Origin of the sequence: Sphingobacterium psychroaquaticum (genome assembly GCF_004421025.1) — a bacterium.
In the GTDB taxonomy this organism is placed as follows: domain Bacteria; phylum Bacteroidota; class Bacteroidia; order Sphingobacteriales; family Sphingobacteriaceae; genus Sphingobacterium; species Sphingobacterium psychroaquaticum.
Map to the genome: position 1 here is coordinate 4,072,027 of NZ_CP038029.1, position 26,702 is coordinate 4,098,728.

General features: G+C 41.8%; 27 protein-coding genes. 8 read left to right on the forward strand and 19 right to left on the reverse strand.

Features of this window, described 5'->3' with window-relative positions:
• Positions 1-259: 259 nt before the first annotated feature.
• The 7 genes from E2P86_RS16770 to E2P86_RS16800 form a co-directional block, all read right to left on the reverse strand.
• The gene (locus E2P86_RS16770) at positions 260-2,245 is read right to left on the reverse strand and encodes a DUF11 domain-containing protein (RefSeq protein WP_159451856.1); all 1,986 of its coding nucleotides are present in this window, start codon (positions 2,243-2,245) and stop codon (positions 260-262) included.
• A 454-nt stretch (positions 2,246-2,699) separates the two neighbouring features.
• Positions 2,700-3,941, reverse strand: a complete 1,242-nt coding sequence (locus tag E2P86_RS16775) for a DUF58 domain-containing protein (RefSeq protein ID WP_240775533.1) — start codon at positions 3,939-3,941, stop codon at positions 2,700-2,702.
• A gap of 86 nt (positions 3,942-4,027) precedes the next feature.
• Positions 4,028-5,023, reverse strand: coding sequence for an AAA family ATPase (locus tag E2P86_RS16780; protein ID WP_085473695.1), 996 nt, complete (start codon positions 5,021-5,023; stop codon positions 4,028-4,030).
• Complete coding sequence (locus E2P86_RS16785) at positions 5,020-6,231, reverse strand: DUF4350 domain-containing protein (protein ID WP_134433816.1); 1,212 nt, start codon at positions 6,229-6,231, stop codon at positions 5,020-5,022. Before E2P86_RS16785 ends, E2P86_RS16780 begins: the two co-directional genes overlap by 4 nt.
• Positions 6,228-7,028 carry a DUF4129 domain-containing protein gene (locus E2P86_RS16790; protein WP_134433817.1) on the reverse strand — a complete coding sequence of 267 codons (801 nt, stop codon included), beginning with the start codon at positions 7,026-7,028 and terminating at the stop codon, positions 6,228-6,230. Before E2P86_RS16790 ends, E2P86_RS16785 begins: the two co-directional genes overlap by 4 nt.
• Positions 7,018-7,935 carry an ABC transporter permease gene (locus E2P86_RS16795; protein WP_134433818.1) on the reverse strand — a complete coding sequence of 306 codons (918 nt, stop codon included), beginning with the start codon at positions 7,933-7,935 and terminating at the stop codon, positions 7,018-7,020. The genes E2P86_RS16790 and E2P86_RS16795 overlap by 11 nt, the downstream gene beginning before the upstream one ends.
• On the reverse strand, positions 7,926-8,888 hold the full coding sequence (locus E2P86_RS16800; RefSeq protein WP_134433819.1) for a stage II sporulation protein M: 963 nt from the start codon (positions 8,886-8,888) through the stop codon (positions 7,926-7,928). The genes E2P86_RS16795 and E2P86_RS16800 overlap by 10 nt, the downstream gene beginning before the upstream one ends.
• 61 nt (positions 8,889-8,949) lie before the next feature.
• Between E2P86_RS16800 and E2P86_RS16805 the strand changes: the two genes are divergently transcribed.
• On the forward strand, positions 8,950-9,678 hold the full coding sequence (locus tag E2P86_RS16805) for an RDD family protein (protein ID WP_134433820.1): 729 nt from the start codon (positions 8,950-8,952) through the stop codon (positions 9,676-9,678).
• Positions 9,679-9,775: 97 nt separating this feature from the next.
• Here the strand turns inward: E2P86_RS16805 and trmB are convergent, their stop codons facing one another.
• Entirely contained in the window at positions 9,776-10,423 is a 648-nt protein-coding gene (gene trmB, locus E2P86_RS16810; protein ID WP_085473689.1) for a tRNA (guanosine(46)-N7)-methyltransferase TrmB, read from the reverse strand.
• A gap of 155 nt (positions 10,424-10,578) precedes the next feature.
• Between trmB and fcl the strand changes: the two genes are divergently transcribed.
• Positions 10,579-11,505, forward strand: a complete 927-nt coding sequence (gene fcl, locus E2P86_RS16815; protein ID WP_085473688.1) for a GDP-L-fucose synthase — start codon at positions 10,579-10,581, stop codon at positions 11,503-11,505.
• 73 nt (positions 11,506-11,578) lie between these two features.
• Here the strand turns inward: fcl and E2P86_RS16820 are convergent, their stop codons facing one another.
• The 3 genes from E2P86_RS16820 to E2P86_RS16830 form a co-directional block, all read right to left on the reverse strand.
• Positions 11,579-12,094 (reverse strand): hypothetical protein, encoded by a 516-nt coding sequence (locus E2P86_RS16820; RefSeq protein ID WP_085473687.1) that lies wholly within the window; start codon positions 12,092-12,094, stop codon positions 11,579-11,581.
• Positions 12,069-12,476, reverse strand: coding sequence for a phage holin family protein (locus E2P86_RS16825; protein WP_134433821.1), 408 nt, complete (start codon positions 12,474-12,476; stop codon positions 12,069-12,071). The genes E2P86_RS16820 and E2P86_RS16825 overlap by 26 nt, the downstream gene beginning before the upstream one ends.
• A gap of 94 nt (positions 12,477-12,570) precedes the next feature.
• Positions 12,571-12,840: a YtxH domain-containing protein gene (locus E2P86_RS16830; RefSeq protein ID WP_134433822.1), complete on the reverse strand. Its 270-nt coding sequence runs from the start codon at positions 12,838-12,840 to the stop codon at positions 12,571-12,573.
• Positions 12,841-13,018: 178 nt separating this feature from the next.
• Between E2P86_RS16830 and E2P86_RS16835 the strand changes: the two genes are divergently transcribed.
• A complete protein-coding gene (locus E2P86_RS16835; protein ID WP_134433823.1) occupies positions 13,019-14,551 on the forward strand; it encodes a YifB family Mg chelatase-like AAA ATPase in 1,533 nt (510 codons plus the stop codon).
• Between the two features lie 71 nt (positions 14,552-14,622).
• Positions 14,623-14,985, forward strand: coding sequence for a four helix bundle protein (locus E2P86_RS16840; protein WP_134433824.1), 363 nt, complete (start codon positions 14,623-14,625; stop codon positions 14,983-14,985).
• Positions 14,986-15,090: 105 nt separating this feature from the next.
• Here the strand turns inward: E2P86_RS16840 and E2P86_RS16845 are convergent, their stop codons facing one another.
• The 4 genes from E2P86_RS16845 to rsfS are packed head-to-tail and all read right to left on the reverse strand — an operon-like array spanning position 15,091 to position 18,949.
• Complete coding sequence (locus tag E2P86_RS16845) at positions 15,091-15,717, reverse strand: rhomboid family intramembrane serine protease (protein ID WP_134434089.1); 627 nt, start codon at positions 15,715-15,717, stop codon at positions 15,091-15,093.
• A 13-nt stretch (positions 15,718-15,730) separates the two neighbouring features.
• Positions 15,731-16,411, reverse strand: a complete 681-nt coding sequence (locus tag E2P86_RS16850) for a LutC/YkgG family protein (protein ID WP_234991256.1) — start codon at positions 16,409-16,411, stop codon at positions 15,731-15,733.
• Positions 16,412-16,459: 48 nt separating this feature from the next.
• A complete protein-coding gene (ftsH, locus tag E2P86_RS16855) occupies positions 16,460-18,541 on the reverse strand; it encodes an ATP-dependent zinc metalloprotease FtsH (protein ID WP_085473680.1) in 2,082 nt (693 codons plus the stop codon).
• Positions 18,542-18,574: 33 nt separating this feature from the next.
• Positions 18,575-18,949, reverse strand: coding sequence for a ribosome silencing factor (gene rsfS, locus E2P86_RS16860; RefSeq protein ID WP_085473679.1), 375 nt, complete (start codon positions 18,947-18,949; stop codon positions 18,575-18,577).
• 49 nt (positions 18,950-18,998) lie between these two features.
• On the opposite strand from rsfS, the gene E2P86_RS16865 reads away from it, so the two are divergent.
• The 4 genes from E2P86_RS16865 (at position 18,999) to pfkA (ending at position 23,202) form a co-directional block, all read left to right on the forward strand.
• Positions 18,999-19,778 (forward strand): biotin--[acetyl-CoA-carboxylase] ligase, encoded by a 780-nt coding sequence (locus tag E2P86_RS16865; protein ID WP_159451855.1) that lies wholly within the window; start codon positions 18,999-19,001, stop codon positions 19,776-19,778.
• 181 nt (positions 19,779-19,959) lie between these two features.
• On the forward strand, positions 19,960-20,412 hold the full coding sequence (locus E2P86_RS16870) for a protein-disulfide reductase DsbD domain-containing protein (protein ID WP_085473677.1): 453 nt from the start codon (positions 19,960-19,962) through the stop codon (positions 20,410-20,412).
• 77 nt (positions 20,413-20,489) lie between these two features.
• A complete protein-coding gene (locus E2P86_RS16875) occupies positions 20,490-22,202 on the forward strand; it encodes a protein-disulfide reductase DsbD family protein (protein ID WP_240775534.1) in 1,713 nt (570 codons plus the stop codon).
• 25 nt (positions 22,203-22,227) lie between these two features.
• Positions 22,228-23,202 carry a 6-phosphofructokinase gene (gene pfkA, locus E2P86_RS16880; RefSeq protein ID WP_085473675.1) on the forward strand — a complete coding sequence of 325 codons (975 nt, stop codon included), beginning with the start codon at positions 22,228-22,230 and terminating at the stop codon, positions 23,200-23,202.
• Between the two features lie 67 nt (positions 23,203-23,269).
• On the opposite strand, the gene E2P86_RS16885 is transcribed toward pfkA, so the two are convergent.
• The 4 genes from E2P86_RS16885 to E2P86_RS16900 all read right to left on the reverse strand — a co-directional run bounded on the left by E2P86_RS16885 (position 23,270) and on the right by E2P86_RS16900 (position 26,521).
• The gene (locus E2P86_RS16885; RefSeq protein WP_085473674.1) at positions 23,270-24,409 is read right to left on the reverse strand and encodes a TlpA disulfide reductase family protein; all 1,140 of its coding nucleotides are present in this window, start codon (positions 24,407-24,409) and stop codon (positions 23,270-23,272) included.
• A 60-nt stretch (positions 24,410-24,469) separates the two neighbouring features.
• Entirely contained in the window at positions 24,470-25,234 is a 765-nt protein-coding gene (locus tag E2P86_RS16890; RefSeq protein ID WP_166785215.1) for a TPM domain-containing protein, read from the reverse strand.
• Positions 25,235-25,305: 71 nt separating this feature from the next.
• Positions 25,306-25,740, reverse strand: a complete 435-nt coding sequence (locus E2P86_RS16895; protein ID WP_134433825.1) for a TPM domain-containing protein — start codon at positions 25,738-25,740, stop codon at positions 25,306-25,308.
• Positions 25,741-25,942: 202 nt separating this feature from the next.
• On the reverse strand, positions 25,943-26,521 hold the full coding sequence (locus E2P86_RS16900; protein WP_085473671.1) for a LemA family protein: 579 nt from the start codon (positions 26,519-26,521) through the stop codon (positions 25,943-25,945).
• Positions 26,522-26,702: the final 181 nt, after the last annotated feature.

Below are 26,702 nucleotides of genomic sequence, written 5' to 3' on the forward strand. Positions count from 1 at the left end.
ATTTTGAGACACAAAAACAAGAGCATAACAAACTGAAAACAAACTAAATAAAAAGACGCCCTCAACCAATACTATGTATAACTACTTATATCCAAATATTCAATAAAATGACAATTATAACTTACGCTTTGTGTAGTAATTACACTTTGTAAAAACTAAATGTAGCGCCATGACCACAAAAAGTTTTCGTTTGTAGAATTATTCCGAAGAATATTCTTTGAAATATTTTTTACACAGAAGAATTAAATAAAATTTTGGGTTAATTTTTCAGTGCATTCCTACTCAACTGAACCTGACCGGAACCAGATTTACACAATGTTACCGGCAACATAAAAGTATTGTTAGCCGGGACTGGATCTGACTGATCCGCACGTACTGTTACCGTATTATTGTACAATCCAGTGGCTAACACCCTTGCTTGAACCGCAAGTGTCACGGTAGCTTGATTTGCCAGACCACCTACCATCCATTTACCCGTGCCTGAATTGAATGTTCCGTGCGAAGGTGCTGCAATAACAAATTGATAACCGTTAGGCAGTGCTTCCGTTGCCTCCACATTCGTCGCATCATATGGCCCTAGATTTTTCAAGGTAATCGTAAAGGTTACTATTTCTCCCTCTTTCGGATAGTTGTTATTAACGGATTTCTTTATATCTAAATCTGTGGGACACATATTGTCTATAGTGATTTGCACGGCTTGTGAAGCAGGTGGCGTTTCACAGTTTCCTGTATTAGGAATATAAAAAGCATAATATGTACCTACCCCAACAGCTCCCGGATTTGACACTTTTGTTCCTGTTGCACGATTCGTGGTAGTCCACCACTCTAGTGCAACACCATCCGGGATTGCAGCAAGGTGAGCTGTGCCTAAATCGCCGGTGGTATTTGGACAAATCTTTATATTTTGAACAGGAGGAGCCGCTGGCGCACCACAAACAGTTAATTCACTGGTCGCAAAACTGAATGTATTTGGGTTTCCGGAGTCACCCGAACCATCTCCCATACTACCTGCCGTTTTATGCCCCACATAACCATACTTTTTACTACACTGCTTTATCGCAACGGTAGTATGTCCACCAGTTTCGACAGCCATGAGCACATCGTTAGCGTCTAATCCACCCGGCATTAAAAGCGGATCATAATTTGTTCCATTACTAGTCCCCCCAATCATATTACCATCATTAGAACCCCAAGCGTACAGTTTTCCCGCTTTGGTTAATATGTTAATAGCTGCGTAGGTTGCGCCATTTTCGTGTTCTTGCGGACTAATCCATGCCACATCATCAAACACAGGCCCAGTGCTGTTATTTTTTCTTGGTTGAGCCCAAGATAAGCTAGCCACATCAGAATAAATACCCAGCTGTCTCCTGGTATTTCCCCCTAACGAAAATAAGCGACCGTCTCTCGCCAATAAATAATAAGCATTCGCAACTGTCATCCCTATCATCTTAGGCTGAACACCGGTTGGAACAGTCATCTTTTTAGCATAAGAAGAATTTACCGCCGCATTCCCATCTCCGAGATAAACACCGGTCCCCCAAGTATAAAGCTCACCATTAGAAGTTAAAGCTACTAACCCATTATTGATACCCCGAACCGCCACAACACCAGTTAAATTCGTTGTTGCATCTTTCTTAACGCGGGTCCATTTTGTACCATTATTATCTGTACTCCCATCTCCGTTCTTTGCCCCCGTAGACGATAAGACCCAAGCATCCCCTGTACAAGTAACAACAACTAGGGTTCGATATGTTCCGAACAACATTTTAACATCACTAGGAATAACACCTACAGGTAAACCATCCGCCTTCCCATCAACCGTCATTTTTTGGAAACTATTATTTGCATTAACCAAATTCCCATTAGCCACTAAATTTGTACGTGTTCCCCAGACATATAGACCTGTCGTTGTCAAGAGCGCAAATTGTTGACTGGTGGCACTACTAGCACCAGTAAAGCGTAAAATTGAACCTGTAAAATTATAACCATTGTTTACGCTGACCTCTTGTGGGCTCAACACATTCGTCGCTGTCGGACTAATGCCCTGTCCCCATACCATAAGTTTACCATCAGCTTCTCTAACCATACTTGCATGGAATGTCGACACAATATTATCGTACTCAATAGTATTCGGGGCGTGGCTACGCACAAACGTATTATCGTTACACCCAGACACACATTGAGCGTTCGAATTGCTCCAGCCAAGCGCGGTTAAAAGAAAAATTAATATGTATAGTTTTTTCATGTTCATGCTAAATAACAGGTATAAACAAACACCCCTTCTGCGTCAAAACACAAAAGAAAAGAGACCTTAAAAACTGTAATTATTTAGTTAATAATATAGGCGATTAGCCCTGGCGCTCTTACCCCCATTTTCGGGCGCAAAAGTAGAAAAAGGGGGCACAATACATGTCTCATTTCACAACAATGTTGTTCATTTTAACAAAATGAGACAACCAAAAAAGAAACAACATTCTTGTAGACAAATCTTTACATTTGAATATTTTTTAGAAGAAATTTCTAAAAAAAAACGATAGGGTTAACCGAAGCAGGCTTTATTTATCCTTTAAGGGAATTTTTTTAGATAAAAAAAAGAGAGGAGGAGGACATTTAGGGGACATCGGGAATTGTTTCAGAAAGGAGAAAGTGGCAAAGTAGACTTTCACCCAACCACAAAACTCCTTACGAACAACAACGCATTACAACAGCCCTCTAGCTTTAATTTCCAGGTATTTATTTATTGCTTGAATCGTCAAGTTTTCCGGTGCGGTATAAATGGTTTGGATTCCTTGTCGATGTAACTCTTGGACGATTAGATGTTTCTCATAAACAAATTTCTCTGCAATAATCTGGTTATACACATCGATTACTTTCTTGCCGGCTTCGTGTGACATATCCACCAGCTCCGTATTTTTAAAGACCACCACCACCAAAATGTGAGATTTAGCTAACATCCGCAGATAAGGCATCTGCCGTGACAGGGCATCAATTGTTTCAAAATTAGTATACAGCAACAAAAGCGACCGCTTATTAATATGCTTATTACAATACGCGTACAACTGACCAAACTCAGTCTCTTCAAATTCTGTCTGTACGGCGTATAACTTATCTGCGATTCGCTGCATCTGATTATTCCGCTTCTCTGCTGCGACATAATTCCCCACCTCCTTGGAGAAGGTTAACATTCCGGCTCGATCTTGCTTCAGGATTGCCGCATTTGTAAGCACCAAGGCCGAGTTAATGGCATAGTCCAGTAAGGTTAGTCCTTGAAATGGCATCCGCATTACTCGCCCTGTATCTATCAGCGCATAAATAGGCTGCGATTTCTCCTCTTGATATTGATTCACCAGCAATTTTTTATGCTTTGCTGTCGCCCGCCAATTGAGGTGTCGATAATCATCGCCCCGCACATACTCTCGGATATGATCAAACTCCAACGTAGCACCAATCTTGCGAATACGCTTTACTCCCATTTCCACTAAGCGATCCGTCGTTGCCATCAGTTGATATTTACGCATCTGAATAAACGATGGGTAGCAAGCTAATGTCAGTGATTCATCCAGTCGAAATTTACGCTCAAACAAACCGATATGCCGCACTAATGTATGACAACGACCAAATACATACCTTCCTCGGCTCGTCGGTCGTACGGCAAAAGTCAATACCTTCACCTCTTTGGACTGCAATTTAGTTTTCAATTCCCAATCTCTCACCTGCAATTGCATCGGAAACTCTTCAAGCACCCGCACCTGCATAGCCAATGGATAATGATTTGACAGCTCAATTTCCAGTTCATTCTCATCTCCATTAGAAAGCTTCTCTGGATAACGACGCCTTATTTCCATACGCCCCCTTCCAACATATAAAAACACCAAATCCCATGTACAAACAGCCACAAAGCCCCAAAACAACACGATGACCGGGATAAAAAGTGCCTTCATAAAAAATGATAACACAAACAAGGTCGCTAAAGCCAGTAGGCAATAGAAAAAAAGGTTACGGATATAAAAGCTACGGATAAAACGCATTAACGCGGAATTTCAATACTTTCTACAATCTGTTTAATAATAAAGTCACTGGTAAAGCCCTCCATCTCCTTTTCCGGTGTCAACAACACCCGGTGCCCTAAGATCGCAGGGGCTACATATTTCACATCATCCGGTGTAATAAAATCACGCCCCTGGAGTGCGGCATTCGCTTTAGCAGCCTCCATCAATGCAATAGATGCCCGTGGTGATGCCCCTAAAGTAAGATTCGGATTAGAACGCGTGTGATAGATAATCTGTCCGATATAATTCAACACATCCTCATGTACAAACACCTGCTTAACCAACTGTTGAAAACGAACAATATCTGCCACCGCAACCACCTCTTCCACCAAATCTTCCTTATCGGCAGCCTTTTGTTCGTGGTGTTCCCGTAAAATCTGAATCTCTTCGGCTAAAGCCGGATAATCAACATTGATTTTGAACAAGAAACGATCCAACTGTGCTTCTGGTAAACGGTATGTCCCTTCATGTTCAATCGGATTTTGCGTTGCAAAAACCACAAAAGGACTAGGTACTGCATAACTTTCTCCATCAGCTGTTACTTGTCGCTCCGACATACACTCGAATAAAGAAGATTGTGTTTTTGCCGGCGCACGGTTAATTTCATCAATCAACACGATGTTTCCAAAGATAGGTCCCTTCTTAAAGTCAAATTCATTTGTTTTAAGATCCAGGATCGACGATCCCGTCACATCTGAAGGCATTAAATCTGGTGTAAACTGAATCCGTTTAAAGTCGCCTTTAATGCTTTTCGCGATCAACTTTGCCGTTAATGTTTTCCCCACCCCCGGCATACCTTCGATTAGCGAATGTCCACCTGCCAGAATAGCCATTAACAACTTGTGAATGACATCATCCTGTCCAATAATAACTTTTTTTACTTCCTGCTTTACGGCTTCCATTTGGGTGCGTAGAGCCGAAAGATCTATACGATTTTCGAAATTAGGTTCAAATCTATTTTCTGTTTCGCTCATAGCATATTTGCTTTATGTTTAAAATCTTCTATTAATTCATTTAAGGCTAAAAGCCCTTTATCTGTCATCGACTTGTTATTCCTATTGGCAATTAAAATACGAATTAAATTGCGACAAATATCGACCGAAACTCCTGATTTCATCGCCAGCTGTGGCACAAAATCAGGCTCCTCCAGTTGCTGGATATCCAACTGAAACTGTGTACGAAGATCATACAAAAAGTACTCAATCTTCTTCTGCCCCAGATTACCCGGTGTTCCATTCTCAAAATACATTGAAGCAATGGTCTTCGCAAACTCCTTAGACAGGTTTGGTTCCGGCAAAACCACTTTCACTGCTGCCTGTTCACGCTTGCTCTTAAACAAAAGCAATAGGATCAATGCAAACAACAAGATATACCAGCCTTGTCGCAAACCGTCATTCAACAACAAAAAACGGAGCGGTGTTCGCGCTTCCTTCTCATTATTGTTCCATGCGTCATACCAATACACCTCCTTTCGAGATAACAACTTCAAAGCTGTTGCTCCATATTGATAGTTATCCGGCTGTAACATATAGTAGTTCGTAAACATCAATGGTTCCAAATGGAATATGAACCGACCTTTGTGATACTTCGCCTCAATAAAATTCGGATATTTCTGCTTATTCTTTCCTGCTTCAAAAGATCCGATAATTCTGACCGCACTCGAATCTAAATCATAAAACAAACCAGGATACTCCAGATCCTTATAGAAAGCCTTTTTTCCATTACTCAAGCTAAAAGGACGATCTTCAAAATCCAACAATACCGAAGGATCTTGCTCATAATAGTAGTCTTGTTTAACTCCCAATGTATCAAGTAATCGATAAGGAATCACGTTAGAAGAGATAAAAACTTCCCCGCCTCGTCCTACATAATTTAGAAGCTCATCCACCACTTCTTTTCCTTCTGTAAAACGGTCCACCACATACACGACACTACTGGCCTCCTTTCCCTTGAGGAAAGTCTTTATAAAAGGATAGCTTGTATTTGTGAAATTAGAAATCGGCCTTTTATCTAATATGGTTGGCAACTCACTACGCGTCACAAAGAGTCCGTAAGGTATCTTATCGTACTGATTATACGTACGTGTCCAATCCACTTGCCGATCTCGAGTCACATCAATCAACGTAATGACCAGCAGGGTGAGTCCTAGAAGTATCAGTCCAAATCGCGTTGAATTTCTCATTTCCATCTCGTTTGAAACTGTGAAAAATAAGGCCGATACGCCGTATATTGTTCTTCGCTGGTTGGTTCTCCTCCAAACCAAACGGTATCAAAAATGCGGGTGTTACTTTCAAAATCCTTCCTCATTTCAGGATCTTTGATTTCTAAAATTAACTCCATATTTGTTTTCGATGGCCGCCAGTTTATATACTCTTTCCGCGCTAGCAACTGGATATTCAACAAATTAAGATAACGTATCGCTAATGCATAATCACCCTCTTTATCCGCCTGTTGGATATAATGCTCCAGATTCACATCCAACAAGTTTTTCTCAATAAACCGAATTGTACTTTCAGGATCATTCTCTTCCTCATCCGGCGCCAACAAACGCTTTCCAGAAAACAAAGCTCTATAGAGGATCAAAACAAACACCACAATAGCGACTACCCCAAGTAGTTTATAGAAGGCATCGGATGCTTCAAAATAACCCATATCAGGCATTAGACTGGATAACCAGTTTTTTATCCGACGCATAGCGCGCTGAAATAGACTTTCCTCATCTGGATTGGCAGTGTCATATTGAAAGTCTTCACCTTGATATTTCGCTTCCATGGTGCTGAAGGCTGCACTATCTACCTTCGGTAGTTCCGTCATGGTAGCGATCCTGTCATAATAACCCTTCTTCAAATAACTATGACTATCATTACTCGTAGCCACTTCCTTTACAGGCGAGGCTTGCACCACCGTATCACGCGATTGCGCCGTGACCTGCAAGAACAGAAAATAACTGCAAACAAAAAAGAGACCTTTAATGCGCATGTTCCTCCTTTCCGAGATTGGCTATTTGTTCATAAATATCCTCCCCATACCGTATCTCTTTAGCGGTTTCGTAGATAATACCGGAAACCAATACGGAGAACATATAATATACGATATATAATAATATGACGATTGTTCCACCCACAGAAACCAGCATACGTCCAAACAAGCTATCAAAAAAAGTTTGTTCAAAACCAATAGTATTGTAAGCTATTACAGCCAACAGAATGGAAGGCATCAGCATCAGCATCATCAAGAGGATCTGAAACACAAAACTGACCAAATAGGAGGCTACACTGTAGTCAAATATTTTCTTCTTTAAGATAGGAAAAGTCTGTGGTATAGCCCCTGTTCCCGTCATATACCCTTCTCGGTAGAACATAAACGCACAAAAAAACCAAACACCAACAAACGAAGCTAATATACCCGCAGCGAAACTCCCTACTAAAGGAATAAATACAAGTAAGCCCATCGCAATAAACAAGGGAATCGCCAGAATAATCAATGCAATGATAGCGATTGGCAAAAAGCTGAGGTATTTACCAATAGCTCCCTTAAAAGCCGACAGGACATCACGTGAACCAAAATCAAGCGCTTTTCTATTTTTCAGTAGGATAAAGTATTCAATAGCCAGACCAAAAAACACCATACTAACGACCAAGAGCACGATTAAGATCCCAATTCCAACAAACAGAATGTCAAGCTGTGAAGTCCAGCTCTCCTTTGCGGTTAGATTAATTTTTGTTGTCCCATAATAAATAAGAAGCAACATCCCACAAAGAGGGATAATCGAAAGCCTAATAATAGTGCGTAAGAAATGGCCTAACACCAAGCGCAGTAGGTTAATAAAATCCTGTACGATATCTCCGAGCTTACGCTCTCTTTTAAAGTTAAAATTTATACCCATCCGTTACGTTTAGCTAGTTGAATGGGTTTGGCTACATAAAAATATAGGATAGCCGTAAACGATAAAACAATGATTGTTAAGCACATTCCAAGCGACAATTGGTAATGCCGCGTTACAAATCCTTCCAGAAACCCCGCGACTATAAAAAAGGGTACCGTACTGATCAGGACCTTAGACGCCGTTTTCATACTGCGTTTGAAAGACTCTAAACGGGTATATGATTTAGGAAAGAGCATACTATTACCCACAGCCAGTCCACAACCTCCAGCGATAACGATAACGGAAAGCTCGATAGCTCCATGTATCCAAATGGCAGACATGGCTTTTCCAAGAACCCCATATGTAGCAAACATCTGGTGAAAAGCGCCCACCATAACACCGTTGTGAAATAAAATAAAACCAGCACCAACACTGTAGAATATGCCGAAAGCAAAGGCTAAAAAGGCAACCCGGACATTATTGATCGTAATGAGAAGCGCAGAGCCAATCTCGCTGCCTCCTTGGTAAACACCGGCAGGGTTTCCCTCCTCGATATTCTTAATGCTCATATCGACGTAGTGATTACCCAAAATAAGACGTACAAAGTCCACATCGTAATACGCAGAAATGACGCCAATAACAATCGATAAGCTGAATATCAATAATGAATAAATGAGTGGACGACGGATGCTCCAGATTGCTTCAGGAATCTCATAATTGATAAAATGACGTAACTGACTTTCCGAAGAACGTTGATCTTTGTAAAGTTGTTGATGCGCTACAATAGCCAACTCATTGAGATAGTCTTTTGTCTTGGATTTCGGATAAAATGTTTGAGCATAGGCCAAATCGTTGGTCAGCTCGATATAATTCGATGCAAGGACATCGGGCTCTACATTGATTTTATTTCTCAAATTATTTTCAATTGAGACCCATTTTTCTTTATTTCGTTCAATAAAGGAGACTTCCCTCATGTTTTAAATTTATAAACTGCTAGTCCCAAACATAAAAATTTTTACTTGGATATGCAATGCTATGAATACACTGTCTATCAATACGCCACAAAATGTTCGGTTCGACTATAAACTAGCGACACTGGGGGCTCGAATGATTGCTTTTGCGATCGATTATTTCTTGATTATCTGTTACTCTCTCTTTGTGTATTACTTGTTGCAATGGATGGGAGTTTTCAAGCACAGTGACTTTTGGCTGAGTTATGGCATTTATATGCTCCTTCTGCTGCCCTGTTTTTTCTATTTCTTTTTGATGGAAACCTTCTTTCAGGGGCAAACGGTGGGTAAAATGTTAATGAAGATAAAAGTGGTTAAAATTGATGGCACCAGGGCTACCATCTATCAGTATTTTATCCGCTGGGTATGTACAATCATCGATGTATTCTTGTGCTTTGGAGCATTGGGAATTAGCAGTATTATCGCAACGGCAAAGGCGCAGCGTATCGGTGATATTGCGGCAGATACCGCGGTAATCAGTACACGAACCGATACCGCCTTGCAGGAAACACTCTTCGAAGAGATCACCCGAGAGTATACGGTAACTTTCCTACAGGCTATCAGATTATCCGATCAAGACGCAAATACAATTAAAGAATTATATAAAAAAGGATACGAACGAAAAGATTATAACATCATTATTGCCCTCAGCAACAAGCTGGTGGAGCTACTGGAGGTTAAGCCACAAATGCCACCGGAAGAGTTTATCGATGTAGTCGTGAAGGATTACTACTATTTGTACCGCAATTCGTAAGTGTAGTTGGTGGTTGGGTGGTTTGTGGTTGGTAGTTGATAGTTCGTAGTTAAAACTACCAACTAACCCCTATGAACTACCAACTAAATTCTACGATCTAAAACTCAAACTGCACATAGTTGATATTCTTATTATCAGCTAAGTACTTCCGTTCATAATATGTTTTAATCGACAACACCTCATCCACTAGATCCGACTTATATAGATCCGTCGTCTCCTTATGCTTGGTTAAGTTTAGCGCTTCAATCTGCTCTAATGTATAGGCATAGAAACCATCATTATCTGTCTTTAGGTGCATAATACCATTCTCCCGAAGGATCAACTTATAGCGTTCCAAAAATTTCGGATTGGTAAGACGTTTCTTCTCGCGACTCTCCTGCGGCTGCGGGTCTGGGAAAGTAATCCATATTTCCGATATCTCTCCTGCTTCAAAGTATTCCAAAATCGTCTCGATTTGAATACGCAGAAAGCCGACATTACGCGTACCATCCTCCAACGCCGTTTTTGCACCACGCCAGATCCGGTTTCCTTTATAATCTATACCGATAAAGTTCTTCTCCGGAAAAAGCTTCGCTAAGTTCACCGTATACTCCCCTTTACCACATGCCAGTTCCAAGATAACAGGCTTATCATTTTTAAAAAAATCTGACGCCCATTTCCCCTTATATACCTGCCCTGCTTCCAGTTCGACTACATTTTCGAATGTGGCTATCTCAGCAAATTTCCGTAATTTATCTTTACCCATTTTTCACTTTTTAGTCCGCAAAAATAGCCTTATATTTTCTCTTAAAAAAATAATTATAACAGCCTCTCTTTTTGGCGCATTGCTGACGGAGGCCTGACGATTAAAATTGCGTACAAAAGCAATTTTATCTACCTTTGCATAATTAATCGTTTGACGTGGAAAAAGAAGCTAAAATATATGTCGCAGGACACCGTGGGATGGTCGGATCCGCTATCGTTCGCACTTTAGAGAAAGAAGGATACAGCAATATTGTGGTACGCACCTCCAAAGAACTGGACCTGCGGAACCAACAGGCTGTAGCCGATTTCTTTGCACAAGAAAAGCCTGAATATGTTTTTCTAGCGGCTGCAAAAGTGGGCGGTATCGTGGCCAACAACACCTATCGCGCTGACTTTATCTACGAAAATTTAGCGATTCAGAACAATGTAATCCATCAGAGCTATGTCCAGCAGGTCAAGAAACTTCTGTTTTTAGGCTCCAGCTGTATCTATCCAAAGATGGCACCACAGCCCTTAAAGGAGGATTATCTTTTGACCGGTACATTAGAGCCAACCAACGAGCCCTACGCCATTGCTAAGATTGCGGGAATAAAAATGTGTGAAGCATATCGTACGCAGTATGGCTGTGATTTTATATCGGTTATGCCTACCAACCTGTATGGCATCAATGATAACTATCACCCCGAAAATTCGCATGTGCTACCAGCCTTGATTCGCCGTTTTCATGAAGCGAAAGTTAATAACACACCCGAAGTTATTATTTGGGGAACAGGCGAACCACTACGTGAGTTTATGTTTGCCGATGATTTGGGAGAAGCATGTGTCTTTCTGATGGATAACTACAGCGAAGAGCAATTTATAAACATCGGTGTGGGAGACGACTTATCTATCAAAGATTTGGCTTTATTGATCAAAGAAGTAATCGGATACGAAGGAACGATTTCTTTTGATACCTCAAAACCAAATGGTACACCACGCAAGCTAATGGATGTACAAAAACTACATGATCTAGGCTGGCACCACCGCACCAACCTTCGTGATGGCATCGCTTTAGCTTACCAAGATTTTTTACAGAAGAAGTAAATAAGCTTAAGAAAGACACAGCAGTCCTGTCGATTTACTCGTCGGCGATCCTTTCAAACGAGTAAATTGCATACTAATAGGTTTCGCTGTTTGGAGGCAAACCGAAATCTGGTGTTTCATCCTCCATGGCAGGAGGAAGATCGCCTTCTTTTCTCTTTCTTCCTTTTCTTTTTTTAGGACGAATAAAACCTGTTACTTTATTAATAATCCCACTTACCTTCGATTGATTCACCTGGCCAACTGCTGTCTCCGAAGCTAAAAGTACCAACGCCTTCTTCAACCAACCGGAATTTCGTAGTAATGTCGAGTTTAACAACAAGGGTGCACCCAATTGAAGAGCTCGTGTAAGCCAGTCCGCATCCTCACCTTTCGTCGCTTTTCCGACCGATGAGACAAGGCCTTTCACTAAGTTACCTCCCGGGATAGCAGATGTTATTGCGTTAAAGAAGCGCCGAGGTGCCCCCATTTTCAGCTTCAACAAATCATACTGACTCAACAAATACGTTTCCTGTTCGAACTTGAGCTGTTCGACACGTGCAATCTCTTCTTTGAGTTCTTGTAGGTTACTTATTTTGTGTGTATTCTTCATGTTGGCTCGAATTTATTGTTTCGTATTTTTCTTCATCGTCCCATTTTTTAGTCAGCTTACGAATAATAGCATCCCTAAATCGGGCTTCTAACTTCGGTTCCAATAGATTGAGAATGAATATAACCACCAGGAATATACAGCCTGTTAAGAAAAATCCCAACGCATAGCTATTTAGTAATTCGCCGAGAAAAAAACCTAAAGCCAAGGAAAAAAAGAAAAGAACAAGCAAAGCAAAAATAAGCTTTGTAATATCGACAACAACAGATCCAAAGACACGCGATCCTTTATCTATTGCTTTTAACTGTGCCAGTCTAATTTGCGTGTCCACATATTCCTTCCCTTTTAAAAAGGAATTGTTAAATGAGAATTTTTCTTCTTCCATGCGATTTTCTTTAAATAGAGATGAGGCTGCTTTTAATACCCAACAACCCCATCTTTACATCATTCCAATAACCGTAAAACTTATGGAGCAGCAATTATGCATGCTCTTCGATTTCGTCATCAATGGCAGCTTCTATTTTAGAAACTTTTCCTTTCACTGTCGCTACCAACCGCTCTTTCAACTCGTTAATTTGATCCAATTGCTCTTCAGCACGCTCTTTAATTGCGTCACCTAAATCGGCTAATGAATCGTTAATCTTATCTCTGGTTTCAGATCCTTTTTCTGGGGCAAATAACAACCCTAATACTGCACCTACCGCAACACCAGCTAATAGTGCGGTTACAATTTTACCGTTTTCATTCATCTTAATTTACTTTTGTGCGCGTTACCACGCGGTTTGTTTTTGTAATTTCCTTATTAGCCCGACGGCTCTACTTCAATATACAACAAAAACCTTTCCAAAGCAAGTCAGTGCCACGTCATACCTTTTTGATATGTCATCAAATAACGGTAGCTTTAAGACAACCCATTGAAAACGAACTATGTTAGTAAAAACTTACAGCAGTTCTGTTTATGGTATCGAAGCCACTACGATCACTGTAGAAGTAAATATCTCCGCTGGCACTCGATATTATATAGTAGGACTCCCCGATAATGCCGTCAAAGAAAGCTTACAACGTATTGAAAGTGCCATAATGACGATTGGTTACCGGATGCCAAGACAGAAGATTGTAGTCAATCTGGCACCGGCAAACATTCGTAAAGAAGGATCGGCCTACGACCTATCTATTGCGCTGGGTATCCTAGCCGCCTCCGGACAGATAAGTGCAGAGAAACTCAGCGATTACCTCATCATGGGCGAGCTATCCCTGGACGGCAAGACACAGTCCATAAAAGGAGCACTACCAACGGCTGTTCAAGCGAAAATCGACGGTTTTAAAGGTCTGATCCTACCAGAGGCCAATGCTCGCGAAGCCGCTGTTGTACAACAGCTTGAGGTCATCCCCGCGAGGAACCTCCGTGAAATCGTAGACTTTTGCGAAGATCGTGTAACAATAGCTCCTTTAATCATAGATATAGAACAGGAATTTAGGCAGAATCTCCATAAACATGAAACAGATTTTGCAGATGTAAAAGGACAGGAAAATATTAAGCGTGCACTGGAAATCGCGGCAGCAGGCGGTCATAATGTCATCTTAATTGGGCCTCCCGGTGCCGGAAAAACCATGCTAGCAAAGCGACTGGCAACGATTCTCCCTCCGTTGACACTGGGGGAATCACTCGAAACAACAAAAATACACTCCGTAGCGGGACAGCTGAACCGCAATATATCACTCATGACGTCGCGCCCCTTCCGCGCTCCTCACCACACGACTTCTGATGTTGCTCTTGTTGGCGGTGGAACAAACCCGCAGCCCGGTGAGATATCACTCGCCCATAATGGCGTGCTCTTTTTAGACGAATTGCCCGAGTTTAAACGCTCCGTACTAGAAGTCATGCGACAACCATTGGAATCGCGTAGCATCACCATATCACGCGCGCGTTTCTCCATTGATTACCCAGCAAGCTTTATGCTTATTGCGGCCATGAACCCTTGCCCTTGTGGTTACTACAATCACCCCGAGAAAGAGTGTACCTGTGGCTCCTCCGTTGTACAACGATACTTAAGCAAAATATCAGGCCCGCTGATGGATCGAATCGATCTTCACGTCGAGGTAACGCCCGTTAACTTCAAGGAGCTCTCTGAACCTCGAATGGCCGAAAAGAGTATTGTGATCCGTGAACGTGTTATGCACGCCAGAAATAGACAGGAAAAACGATTTGAAAACATCGATTCAGTCTACAGTAATGCGCAAATCGATGCCAAAATGCTGCGTGAGGTCTGTATTATTGATGAGAATAGTAAACAGCTTATCAAAAGTGCCATGGATAGACTCGGCCTTTCAGCACGTGCCTATGACCGCATTCTAAAGGTCGCCCGAACGATTGCTGATATGGGTGATAGCGATCACATACAAGCGGAACACATTGCGGAAGCCATCCATTTTAGAAGCTTAGATAGGGATAATTGGTAACTGGTAGTTGGTAGTTGGTAGTTGGTAGTTGGTAGTTGGTAGTTGGTAGTTGGTAGTTAACAAAAATAAACATGAATACATTTAAAGATCTTGAAGTTTGGAAGAAAAGTGTGGATTTTGTTACACTAATATATAAGCTCACGGATCGTTTTCCTAGGGCGGAAATATACGGTATTACAAACCAAATAAGACGTGCCTCTGTATCCATCCCCAGCAATATTGCCGAAGGCGCAGGGAGACAGTCGCACAAAGAATTTATACAGTTCCTTTATATTGCACGGGGGAGTGTCAAAGAAGTTGAAACCCAGCTAATAATAGCAACAAATCTTGGATATTTAAAGCAAAGTGCCTTAACAGAAACGACTCAAGGCCTTGATGAAATAGGAAAAATGATTACGGGACTACTTTCCTATTTAAAAAATAAAAACAGCTAAGAATATATATAGCACGACAAGCTAACAAACTCCCCGCTATGAACCACCAACGATGAACTACAGACGATGAACTACAGACGATGAACTATAAACTAACTGCTATCCTTAAAATTGACTTAATAAATGGCGAAATGCCCAAGGATACATCAACAAAGTTAACACCAAACCAGATAAAGCGCCAAAAAGGTGCGCATCGTGGTTAATTCCGTCATGTGCTTTTTTGGAAGCCCATATACAATACCCCAAAAACAAAAAAGCAAATAGGTAAGCCGGGATCGGAATCACCATAAACAATCCTAGCATCGCCTTTGGCTGAAACAAGATAAAGCTAAAAAGCACGGCACAGATTGCTCCTGAAGCGCCTAGACTGTAGTAACCCGGATTATTTTTCTGTTGCAACAGCGTTGGGATATCACTTAGAATCAAGCTAACCACATACAACAATGCAAACAATAAATGCCCTAAGGGACCACTAAACTGTACGAACATCAGCTCCAAGCTAAACCCGAAGTAATAAAACGTCATCATATTAAACAACAAATGCATCCAATCCTTATGAATCAAACCACTCGTTAAGATGGTATATGCTTTCGATTTATCTTGATGTATACTGTACGGGTGAAGCATCAGTCGACCATACCATTGCGGATTAGAAAATACAAAAAGGCTCAGCCCAATTGTGAGTGCAAATATGACCGATGCAACAGGCGTATTATAAAGGGAATCCAACATCATAAACAGTATACTAAAATCTATCTTCTACCAAAAAAACATATAATTCTTTAGGGCCATGTGCGCCCAACACCAATTTTTTCTCAATATCTGCTGTTCGGCTCGGTCCTGTAATGGTGCTCAACATCGACGGCAATTCACCGTTATACTTCTCCGACACTTTCTTAAGCGCATGCTTCACATCCATCACCAGCTGCGAAGCCTTTGCCATCACAATATGCACAGGTGGATAAATACTAAGCGTTCTGCCCGCCGCATTGCCGTTCGACACCATCACACTGCCATTGCGCGCAATCAGTGCCTCACAGGTCGTAATACTAGCCTCCATCGATTCGAGGTGATACGGCGTTTTATACACAGGAAAACCATACTGATCCAAAAACTTCTGGAGTGACGGCTCCCATACATGGATCTTAGTAATCTTTAATTCTTCTGCCAGCAGAATAAGGTTCTCGATAACCGATATCTCCCCATCGCAATACACAAACTTACCCGATACCTCCGTAAACGTACGAGCAAAGGTTACATCCAACGACTCCTCCTCATCCTTATACAATGGACTGTCTTCAAAATCGGCATGCGGATTATCCCTCTTTTGCAATAAAGCCTGTCGTATTTTTTTGAGCATTCGCTCCTTTGCTGTAGTATTCCTTGTATTCATGTGCCCAAGTGCCGAAAAATAAAAAGTTGCCATGTTTCAGCTCACAGCCTAAACATGACAACTTCTCTCTTCTTATTCTATTTAATTTTTAAGCGTCAAGTCTCCGTTTTCATCTTGCTCAGCATCATTCTTTGCCTTGCTTTCTTGCGGAGCTTCAATCGTTAATTCTGTTTGTGGAACACCACCACCATCAGCACCACCATTGACAAACTCGTCGTAGGTTGTTCTGTTTTCAAACGGACGCTTACCTAAGATCTCTTCCAAGTCACTCTGGAACAAAATCTCTTTTTCCAACAACTTCTCCGCAATCTTAATTAGTCCTTCTTGCTTATCCAGCAATAATTGTCTTGTACGCTCATAAATAGCGGCAATCAATACACGAACCTCTTCATCAATCAACTCTGCTGTTTGATCCGAGTATGGTTTCTGGAACTGCGAGTCAGAAGCGCTATCGCGGAACGACACATTTCCAACCTTATCATTCATACCATATACCGAAACCATCGCATAAGCAAGCTTAGTAATACGTTCCAAGTCATTCTGCGCACCAGTACTGATACGACCAAAAGTAATATCTTCTGCTACACGGCCTCCCATTGTCATGGACATGCTATCCAACAATTGTTCCGTCGTATATAAGAACTGCTCTTTCGGCAAATACTGGGCGTAACCTAGCGCTGCCACACCACGTGGTACGATAGACACCTTAACCAACGGATCTGCATACTCCAAGAACCAACCAGCAATAGCGTGTCCCGCTTCGTGGTATGCCACAATTTTCTTCTCTTCTGGGGAGATAATTTTATTTTTCTTCTCCAGTCCTCCAATAACTCTATCGATCGCATCCTGGAAATCCTGCATCGTAATTGCTGTCTTATTTTTACGTGCAGCAATCAAGGCTGCTTCGTTACATACGTTTGCAATTTCAGCACCCGCAAATCCAGGTGTCTGAGCAGAAAGTTTCTTCGCATCCACCTCTTCCGCCAATTTCAATGGCTTCAAATGGACATTGAAGATCTGTTCACGACCAATCAAATCTGGCTTATCAATAGAAATCTGTCTATCAAAACGTCCCGGACGTAACAAAGCGGAGTCTAATACATCCAAACGGTTGGTTGCTGCTAAAATAATAACACCAACGTTCGTTCCAAAACCGTCCATCTCGACCAACAATTGGTTTAATGTGTTCTCACGCTCATCGTTACCCCCCATAATGGAGTTCTTACCCCGTGCACGACCAATGGCATCGATCTCATCAATAAAGATAATACATGGTGCTTTTTCTTTCGCTTGTTTGAACAAGTCACGCACCCGCGAAGCTCCAACACCCACAAACATCTCCACGAAATCAGATCCAGATAACGAGAAGAAAGGCACTTGTGCTTCTCCTGCCACCGCTTTAGCCAATAACGTTTTACCGGTTCCCGGAGGGCCTACTAAAAGTGCTCCTTTTGGAATCTTACCTCCTAAGTCGGTATATTTTTTAGGATTTTTCAAGAAGTCAACGATTTCCATTACTTCTGTCTTCGCTTCTTCTAATCCAGCCACATCGTTAAATGTGATGTTAATCTGCGATTCTTTATCGAAAAGCTGCGCTTTAGACTTGCCAATATTGAAGATCGCGCCACCGCCACCGCCGGCACCACCGCCCATACGTCGCATTAACAGCATCCATATACCAACAATAATCAATAACGGAAGCATAAAGGAAATAAACCAACCCGCCCATGGATTTGAGCGATCTTCGTAATTTACCGATACCTTCGCTTGACCAGCAGCTAAGCTATCTTGCGAGTTATGCAATTTCTTCTCTAAAATATCTGCTGAGGGCTCCGTAAATACATACTGCGGTCCCGTTGCTGGACTCAGTGCCAATGAATTGGGCGCTGGTGTAGCGTCCTTATATTTCTCGTCCGACAGCTTATCTTTCTTAATATATACCTCTACATCAATAAGGTCATTATTCTTAATCGCCACCAACTTCTCAACATCACCCGGTAACAACATTTTTTGCTCAAACTCGGCATAGGTAATTTTCTTTGCCGTACCGCTGCTGAAAAAATATTGTAACCCAAAAAAACCGAGGATAATCAATATCCAAAGCCACATCATGTTAAATTTGGGCGGTATAGGTGTCACCTTCTTACTTGGGATTTTCTTCATTACAATCTTTTATATCTTTTTATACTCTACAATTTAGGCACTCTGAAAGGTATCAACATGGGCATCGCCCCATAGATCTTCGATGCCATAATGGCTTCTTTTCTCCGTTTTAAAGATGTGTACTACTACGTCTACAAAATCCAATAAAACCCATTCGCCATTTCCCTGTCCCTCTTTCCGCCAAGGTTCTTGTCCAAAAGCTTTAAAAACCTCATCTTCCACACTTTTCGCTATCGCACTGACTTGCATCGTGGAGTCTGCGTGACAGATAACAAAATAATCTGACAAGGTTTCATTCACCTTTCGCATATCCAATCGTACAATATCGTTTCCTTTTTTCTCTTGCATTCCTAAAACAACAGCCTCTGCAAGCTTTCCCGACATTGGTGTTTTCGTATCTTTACTCATTAAAAAACATTAATTTTGAATAAAATCTATCGTTTTAAATATTTTTCTCTTGCAAAATAACACATTTTCCCGACTTTACCTTAGACAAAATTTAATTGTCCTGGATCAGGTTACATCCACAAATGATTACCTCAAGCAATTATTGTCAAATATTACGCCAAGCCCCCAAGGAACTGCCATTATGGCAATCCACCAAACACAAGGCAAAGGGCAACGCGGCAGCCAATGGATAACACAAGCCGGAAAAAACCTAACATTTAGCTTCGCTCTCTTTCCGCAAAACCTCCCGGCAACAGCCGCTTTCAATATCAACATGATGGTTTCCTTAGCCATCCACAAATACCTCCATAAGTCGGTAGAACAGGTGAAAGTGAAATGGCCAAACGACATTTACATTAACAACAAAAAGGTCGGTGGGGTTTTAATAGAAAACCAATTGTCGGGCAGAAATATCAAATCATCAGTAATCGGGATCGGCATCAATGTCAACCAAGCCAATTTTTCCGAGGACATCAACCATAAAGCCACTTCTTTAGCGCGCGAAACGGGCCTCCCAAGAGAACTTCAAGATACCTGTCTGGATATCCTGGAAACCTTTTTTGACATATACGCATCTGTAAACGTAGCGGATACAGATTTATTGTTACAACAATACAACGAATTGCTTTACCAGAAAGACATGGAAGCACAATACGAGATCCAAGGACAACGTAAAACGGGAACTATCCGCCGCGTGACCGATAACGGACTACTCCTGCTGGAGATGGATGGCGAAGAACGGTCCTTTGATCTCAAAGAGATTTCTTTCATCCCCCCTACAAATTTATAACAGTAAAATTACTTGCATCGTGTTTGCAGACTTTATACATTTGCTTCGTGATTAGTACCTACGTGCTGAAAGAGCTACAAGATTTGGCTATTGAAAAACGAACAACAACGGACTAAAAACAAAAACTAATTAAACCTTAGGGTACATTACAGAGTCTTTAATTTAAACAACAGTATATAGCATGAAGAAGTTAGGCTTATTAGTGGCGGTTGTGTTATTCACGATAACAGGCGTTGTCGCACAGATCCACAACCCAGTAAAATGGACAGTAGCAGCAAAAAAATTAAACAGTAAAGAAGGCGTTGTTTTCATCAAAGCAACAATTCAGGATGGTTGGCACATCTATGGCTTAAACGTGCCTGACGGTGGACCAATATCGACATCTTTTACGTTCTCGCCTTCGAAAGAATTCTCGTTGAACGGTAAAGTAGCGGCATCACCTGCTCCAAAATCAAAATTCGAGAAGGACTTCAACATGAACGTACCTTACTACCCGAATGAAGTTGTTTTTCAACAAAAAGTAAAACTTACTGGAAAACAAGCAACAGTAAAAGGTGTTGTTGAGTTTATGGCTTGTGATAAAACACAATGTCTTCCTCCAGACGAATACACTTTCAACGTCACAATTAAGTAGTATTTGTTATTATAAAGCATGAAAAAGGCAGTAGTTTACTGCCTTTTTTCTATTTTAGCGTATTAGCAAAATTAGTTATGCGCAAATTCATTCAGTATTTTCTCTTTATACAAATTATAGCGATGCCTTTCTTTGGGATCGCCGCTTCCACACAAGATAGTTTGATATCCACCGAGGGGATTGAGTTCTCGGAAAGCACCTCCCCGGAAGGCAGTGAAGAAGAACTTATCGCCGTACCCGAAGACTTAGTTTTCTCGGATAGTGAGCCGATAGATTCTGTTTCGCAAGACAGCAGCGCCACGGCGCCAATTGCTGAAGCAACAACGGCCGATGCAGGAAAACAATCCCTATGGGGTATCTTTATAGCCGGGCTGTTAGGCGGCTTCGCAGCCTTCATCATGCCTTGTATCTTCCCGATGGTACCGCTAACGGTAAGCTTCTTTACCAAAAAAGCCGGTTCACGTGCTAAAGCCGTATCCCAAGCACTACTTTACGGCTTGTTCATTATCGTAATCTATGTTGCACTGGGCATGTTAATTACCATCACCTTTGGTTCAGACGCGCTGAATGCACTCTCCACGAATGGGGTATTCAACTTTATATTCTTCTTGATTTTGGTTCTTTTCGCAGCTTCTTTCTTAGGCGCTTTCGAGATTACTTTACCCAGCTCTTTTGTAAACAAAATTGACGCCAAGTCCGATAAAGGAGGCTTACTAGGCTTATTCTTCATGGCATTCAGCCTCGCGTTGGTATCCTTCTCGTGTACCGGTCCCATTATTGGAACGTTACTCGTAGAAGCTGCCTCCAAGGGGGAACGCTTAGGCCCCGCCGTCGGAATGCTCGGTTTTTCCATAGCACTCGCTATTCCTTTCGTTATTTTCGCGATGTTCCCATCCATGCTAAAAGCCATGCCAAAATCAGGCGGATGGTTAAACAGCGTAAAAGTGGTTTTAGGATTCTTAGAGTTGGCTTTAGCCTTAAAATTCCTTTCCAATGTGGATTTGGCTTACCATTGGAACTGGCTCGATCGGGAGGTCTTCTTAGCGCTCTGGATTGCGATCTTCAGTTTAATGGGACTGTACCTGATCGGAAAGATCAGCTTTGCACACGATAGTCCCTTAGCGTATCTGTCGGTACCACGGACCATCTTTGCCATTGTTACCTTCTCCTTTGTTATCTACATGGTGCCTGGGATGTGGGGGGCGCCATTGAAATCGATCTCGGCTTTTCTTCCACCATCGGCAACGCAGGATTTTGACCTCTCCGTCATGAATTTCGGTACTCCACCGACATCAACCGGAACGCCAAAAACGAAGAAATATTACGAAATATTCCATGCACGAGGCACCCCCAAAGGCTTTGACCCATACTACGATTACAAAGAAGGGTTAGCTGCCGCTAAGGATCTGAATAAGCCAGTGCTTATTGACTTTACAGGATGGAACTGTGTAAACTGTAGACAAATGGAAGCCAATGTTTGGACCGATCCAAAAGTTGCAGCATTATTAAGAAATGAATTTGTGATGATCGAACTTTTTGTGGACGATAAAACGACCCTACAGCCCGAGGAGCAATATGTATCCACCTACTCCGGCAAGAAAATCACCACTATTGGTAAAATGAACAGTGATTTCCAAGCGGCAACGTTCAACAGCAACTCACAACCACTCTATGTGATTGTGGATACGGATGGCAATGTGCTGGTGCCACAAAGTGGCGCCAATTACAACATCGATAGCTATATCGCGTTTCTACAAAGTGGCATTGATGCTTTTAAAGCAAAAAAATAAAAAATAATCAACCAATCTAACAGGAATGAAAACAATAAAAAATATTGCTGTACTTACCTCTGGTGGTGATGCACCCGGAATGAATGCCGGTATTCGCGCTGTGGTTCGTGCGGGTATCTACAACGGATTAAATGTCTTTGGTGTGAAACGTGGCTATGATGGTCTGGTAAATGGAGAGATTGTGCCAATGGATGCTAAATCTGTTGCAAACATTATCCAACGTGGAGGTACCATTCTTAAAACGGCACGTAGCGATGAATTCCGCACCTACGAAGGTCGTAAAAAGGCTTTTGAAAATATACAGAAACTAGAAATCGATGCCCTGGTGGTAATTGGTGGCGATGGAACGTTCACAGGAGCATCTAAGTTTATCGAAGAGTTTGATATTCCAATTATCGGGATGCCGGGCACCATCGATAACGATCTGGCCGGAACAGATTTTACCATCGGATACGACACCGCGATTAATACGGTAGTAGACGCGGTGGATAAAATCCGTGATACCGCAGAATCGCACGATCGTCTCTTCGTTGTCGAAGTGATGGGGCGCGACTCTGGATTAATTGCTTTACGCTCGGGAATTAGTACGGGTGCTGAAGCGGTATTGATTCCGGAGATTAAAGTGGACTATGATGCTATCATGAAGCGCCTGGATAAAACCCGGAAGAACAAAGCTTCCCGGATTATTATTGTTGCTGAAGGGGATAAAGAAGGAGGGATTGTCGTTGCGGATAAGATCAAGGAAAATTTCCCGCACTATGATGTACGCCTATCAATCTTAGGCCATATTCAGCGCGGTGGACGTCCAACTTGCATGGATCGTGTTCTTGCGAGCCGCTTAGGCGTAGCATCTGTAGAAGGATTAATCGCCGGTCGCAGAGGTGAGATGGCTGGATTAATCTGTGGAGAAGTACAATTCACACCGTTCAAGAAAGCGATCAAACACTTGGACGACATCAACGAGAATCTAACGCGGATCGTAGAGATACTATCTTTATAATCTGTCTTATACTGCATAAAAAAACGCGCTTTGAGAAAAGCGCGTTTTTTTATGTATTCTATCTTCTTTAGTTCAATACTTCTGCAAGTTTCTTCTCCAGATTATCTCCACGAAGGTTCGAGCCAATGATCTTACCAGCTGGATCTAACAGGTAGTTCTGCGGAATACCACGAATAGAGTACAACTCTACCACTGGTGATTGCCAGAATTGCAAATCAGATACATGCGGCCATTGACCTAATTGATCTTTTTCGATCGCTTTCATCCAATCATCTTTCTTACCAGGTCTGTCCAATGACACGCCTAGTACGGTGAAGTTCTTATCTTTAAACTTATTGAATGCAGCAACAACATGTGGATTTTCTTGTCTACAAGGACCACACCAGCTTGCCCAAAAGTCTACCAAAACATATTTTCCACGTAAAGAGGAAAGTGCTAAGTTGTTACCCGCAGTATCTGGTAATGTAAAATCTGGAGCGACTGCACCTACCGCAAGTTTTTCCATGTTTGTAATTTTCGCACCAAGAGCCTTACCTAACGCCGTGGATTTTAAATTTGCCGCTAATGCATTGTACGCAGGCTTTACAAAGTCCGTTAGATTTTCTGGTGACGCTAATTCATTCAAGATAGTTAAGGAAACATAACTACTCGGATTAGCTTTCACGAAGTTCTCATTCACTTCATTTTGCTTATCATAGATTAAGGATGCTTTCTCACGCAAACCATTAATAAATGCTTCATCTTTCTTTTTCTCATCCGGAGCAGCTTGGTACTCCGCATCGATGGCAGCCATTCCCTCATTCACAACTTTAAGTTCATTTTTGTACTTCGTAAAGTCGTTGTTGATACTGTTTCCACTAACGGTAGCCGATCCAAAATCCGCGCCTTCCAACGTGATTACACCTTTAGAAAGGTACACAGTATTCATCTCTGGACGCACACCTGCAGCACGTAGATCTTTCATCGACTTACCGTCTGCCGAAAGCGTTAACGAAGCCTGAGTAGGCTCTGCAACCGTTCCTTGATATTTAAAAACACCATTCGTTATCTTAGCAGAATCCAAGACGGATTGCCCATTTTCGCGATATTGGATAAAAACCTTGGCCTCGGGGTTTGTCTTGCCCACTTTGCCATTTAGAGTAAACGCTTCTTGCGCAAATAACATGCTAGGAAGCACACCTAAACCGAATAATACTAATCTTTTCATAGGACAAAAATAATCTAAATTTAATCTTAAATGCGTATATAAACTATCATAACAAACATATTACCAACGCCCACTGGCACCACCACCGCCGAAACCACCGCCACCGAAACCACCAAAGCCTCCGCCTCCACCGCCGAAACCGCCGCCAAAGCCACCACCAAAACCATCATCGTCCCGAGAGCTACCTCCACGTCCCATATTGTTCAGCAATGTCCACCAGAATAAATCAGAAGCTCCTCTTCCAGTCATCACACGGCCACCACCTTTACCACCGCCACCACCGCGTGAAAAAAGGGAGATTAAGATTACGACCACAATAATAAAGATCAGGATAGAAAAGCCACTACCCTCTCCTTCACCCTTCGCTTTTGGATCTGCTTTATACTCCCCTTTCGTATAGGAGATAATTGCATCAGTAGCCTTATCCAAACCAGCATAATACGCTTGCTGTCCAAAATATGGCTTAATTTCATTTTGAATAATTCGATATGCAATGACATCAGGAAGTGCCCCTTCCATACCGTATCCTGTCTGTATCGTTACAGCACGATCATCGATGGCTGCCAATAAAACGATACCGTTGTTGTATTTTTTCCCTCCGACACCCCATTTTTTAGCTAATCGAACCGCATAGTCGGCCACATCATACCCATCGGTGGTTTTCACCAGTACCACAGCAATCTGATTGGAGGTGCTATCTTCAAATGCCAATAGTTTATTTTCCAATGCAGTTACCTCGGCCTGGTTTAGTGTACCTGTATAATCCGAGACCAAACGATTTGGTGCATCGGGTATGTTCTGTGCAGAAACAAGTGAAAAGGTCATAAGCAAAGCGCAAAACGCCAAACCGAACCGTCCCACTTTACACCCTAGTTTTTTTATTTTCCGCTTAATCATTAGTTTTCTCCATAATATATGTCATCTGGAAGCTCATTAATATCATCCGCCTTACGTGGAAAAAAATACTGCAATTGTTCACCGACCTGTTGAATCCCTGCAATTAATCCATCAACCAACATATCTTGTCTAAAAAACGAAACCATTTCCTCCTGCGTCGCCCCCCAGAAATCTTCTCCTACCCGATCATGAATAGCCGTATCTCCTATAATCGCAAACTCATGGTCGTCGACAGCTATATAGATCAAAACGCCATTTTTTAGGATCGTCTTGTGCATATCGAGCTTTCGGAAATATTTCACCGCCGCCTCAATCGCTGCCTTATGCTTTAATTTACGCTCCACCACAAGCCTGATCTCTCCCGAAGTCTTTCCTTCCGCAACACTGATCGCCTGCACAATTCTATCTTGCTCCGCTATTGAAAAAATATCCATTTTTTAAAAAATAAAATGCGTTGAAAAACATGTCTCTGCATCGAGGAAGTACATCCTTAAAAATGCACCTAATAACCGGACCTGTTGTTGTCTAACTTAGGTAATGTAATGGGGCGTAGCCCCTGCTATAGTAGCAAAAAAGATGAATGCATCCGCAATAAAGGGACCAGCATTCATCTTTAATTACTATAATATCATCCTTCTAGAACGTTACCGTTGGTGCCTTATCTGCACCTTCAGCCGCCTTGAATGTTCCTTTAGCCTTAAAGCCAAAAATGCCGGCCATTATATTATTCGGGAAGCTACGTACCGTCGTATTGTAATCCTGAACGGCGTCGTTATATGCTTTCCGTTCCACAGAAATACGATTTTCCGTCCCCTCTAACTGTGCTTGTAGCTCCTGGAAATTAGAATTCGCTTTCAAATCAGGATATGCCTCTACGCTTACTAACAACCGTCCGATTGATTGCGACAATGCATCTTGCGTCTGCTGATAGTTCGCTATTGCTTCTTCCGTTAAGTTCGAAGGATCAACTGTAACCGATGTTGCTTTAGCACGTGCTTCAACAACAGCTGTCAACGTATTTTCCTCATGTTGCGCAGCTCCCTTTACTGTCGAAACTAAGTTCGGTATTAAATCTGCGCGACGCTGGTATGCGTTTTCCACTTGCGCCCATTTGCCCTTTACGTTTTCATCTTTCGAAACCATCGTGTTGTATCCACAAGAACTGAACGATAAAGCGGTAAACAAACCGACAACAGCAATTAATAATCTTTTCATATAAATGATTTAAAATTTATTTTCTTTATTATTTCTATAAACTTATAAAAAAATGCTTTTATATGCAAGAAGGTCAAATTTCATGGCATAAAAAAAGCGACGTCTATATAGCCTTATCAAACGACATACCAATCCTGCATGATATCGTCATTTATTACTATTTATGTACCTTTGTGCTGTT

Bases quoted from the DNA above. Each gene is read 5' to 3' on its own strand.
- E2P86_RS16835 (WP_134433823.1), top strand. From the start codon at position 13,019: ATGTTAGTAAAAACTTACAGCAGTTCTGTTTATGGTATCGAAGCCACT.
- E2P86_RS16875 (WP_240775534.1), top strand. From the start codon at position 20,490: ATGCGCAAATTCATTCAGTATTTTCTCTTTATACAAATTATAGCGATG.
- E2P86_RS16890 (WP_166785215.1), bottom strand. From the start codon at position 25,234: ATGACCTTTTCACTTGTTTCTGCACAGAACATACCCGATGCACCAAAT.
- E2P86_RS16820 (WP_085473687.1), bottom strand. From the start codon at position 12,094: ATGAAGAATACACACAAAATAAGTAACCTACAAGAACTCAAAGAAGAG.
- E2P86_RS16770 (WP_159451856.1), bottom strand. From the start codon at position 2,245: ATGAAAAAACTATACATATTAATTTTTCTTTTAACCGCGCTTGGCTGG.
- E2P86_RS16825 (WP_134433821.1), bottom strand. From the start codon at position 12,476: ATGGAAGAAGAAAAATTCTCATTTAACAATTCCTTTTTAAAAGGGAAG.
- E2P86_RS16800 (WP_134433819.1), bottom strand. From the start codon at position 8,888: ATGAGGGAAGTCTCCTTTATTGAACGAAATAAAGAAAAATGGGTCTCA.
- E2P86_RS16845 (WP_134434089.1), bottom strand. From the start codon at position 15,717: ATGTTGGATTCCCTTTATAATACGCCTGTTGCATCGGTCATATTTGCA.
- E2P86_RS16870 (WP_085473677.1), top strand. From the start codon at position 19,960: ATGAAGAAGTTAGGCTTATTAGTGGCGGTTGTGTTATTCACGATAACA.
- E2P86_RS16885 (WP_085473674.1), bottom strand. From the start codon at position 24,409: ATGAAAAGATTAGTATTATTCGGTTTAGGTGTGCTTCCTAGCATGTTA.
- E2P86_RS16795 (WP_134433818.1), bottom strand. From the start codon at position 7,935: ATGGGTATAAATTTTAACTTTAAAAGAGAGCGTAAGCTCGGAGATATC.
- E2P86_RS16785 (WP_134433816.1), bottom strand. From the start codon at position 6,231: ATGAGAAATTCAACGCGATTTGGACTGATACTTCTAGGACTCACCCTG.
- trmB (WP_085473689.1), bottom strand. From the start codon at position 10,423: ATGGGTAAAGATAAATTACGGAAATTTGCTGAGATAGCCACATTCGAA.
- E2P86_RS16780 (WP_085473695.1), bottom strand. From the start codon at position 5,023: ATGAGCGAAACAGAAAATAGATTTGAACCTAATTTCGAAAATCGTATA.
- E2P86_RS16775 (WP_240775533.1), bottom strand. From the start codon at position 3,941: ATGAAGGCACTTTTTATCCCGGTCATCGTGTTGTTTTGGGGCTTTGTG.
- E2P86_RS16805 (WP_134433820.1), top strand. From the start codon at position 8,950: ATGAATACACTGTCTATCAATACGCCACAAAATGTTCGGTTCGACTAT.
- pfkA (WP_085473675.1), top strand. From the start codon at position 22,228: ATGAAAACAATAAAAAATATTGCTGTACTTACCTCTGGTGGTGATGCA.
- rsfS (WP_085473679.1), bottom strand. From the start codon at position 18,949: ATGAGTAAAGATACGAAAACACCAATGTCGGGAAAGCTTGCAGAGGCT.
- E2P86_RS16790 (WP_134433817.1), bottom strand. From the start codon at position 7,028: ATGCGCATTAAAGGTCTCTTTTTTGTTTGCAGTTATTTTCTGTTCTTG.
- E2P86_RS16830 (WP_134433822.1), bottom strand. From the start codon at position 12,840: ATGAATGAAAACGGTAAAATTGTAACCGCACTATTAGCTGGTGTTGCG.
- E2P86_RS16900 (WP_085473671.1), bottom strand. From the start codon at position 26,521: ATGAAAAGATTATTAATTGCTGTTGTCGGTTTGTTTACCGCTTTATCG.
- E2P86_RS16850 (WP_234991256.1), bottom strand. From the start codon at position 16,411: ATGGCAACTTTTTATTTTTCGGCACTTGGGCACATGAATACAAGGAAT.
- E2P86_RS16840 (WP_134433824.1), top strand. From the start codon at position 14,623: ATGAATACATTTAAAGATCTTGAAGTTTGGAAGAAAAGTGTGGATTTT.
- E2P86_RS16895 (WP_134433825.1), bottom strand. From the start codon at position 25,740: ATGGATATTTTTTCAATAGCGGAGCAAGATAGAATTGTGCAGGCGATC.
- ftsH (WP_085473680.1), bottom strand. From the start codon at position 18,541: ATGAAGAAAATCCCAAGTAAGAAGGTGACACCTATACCGCCCAAATTT.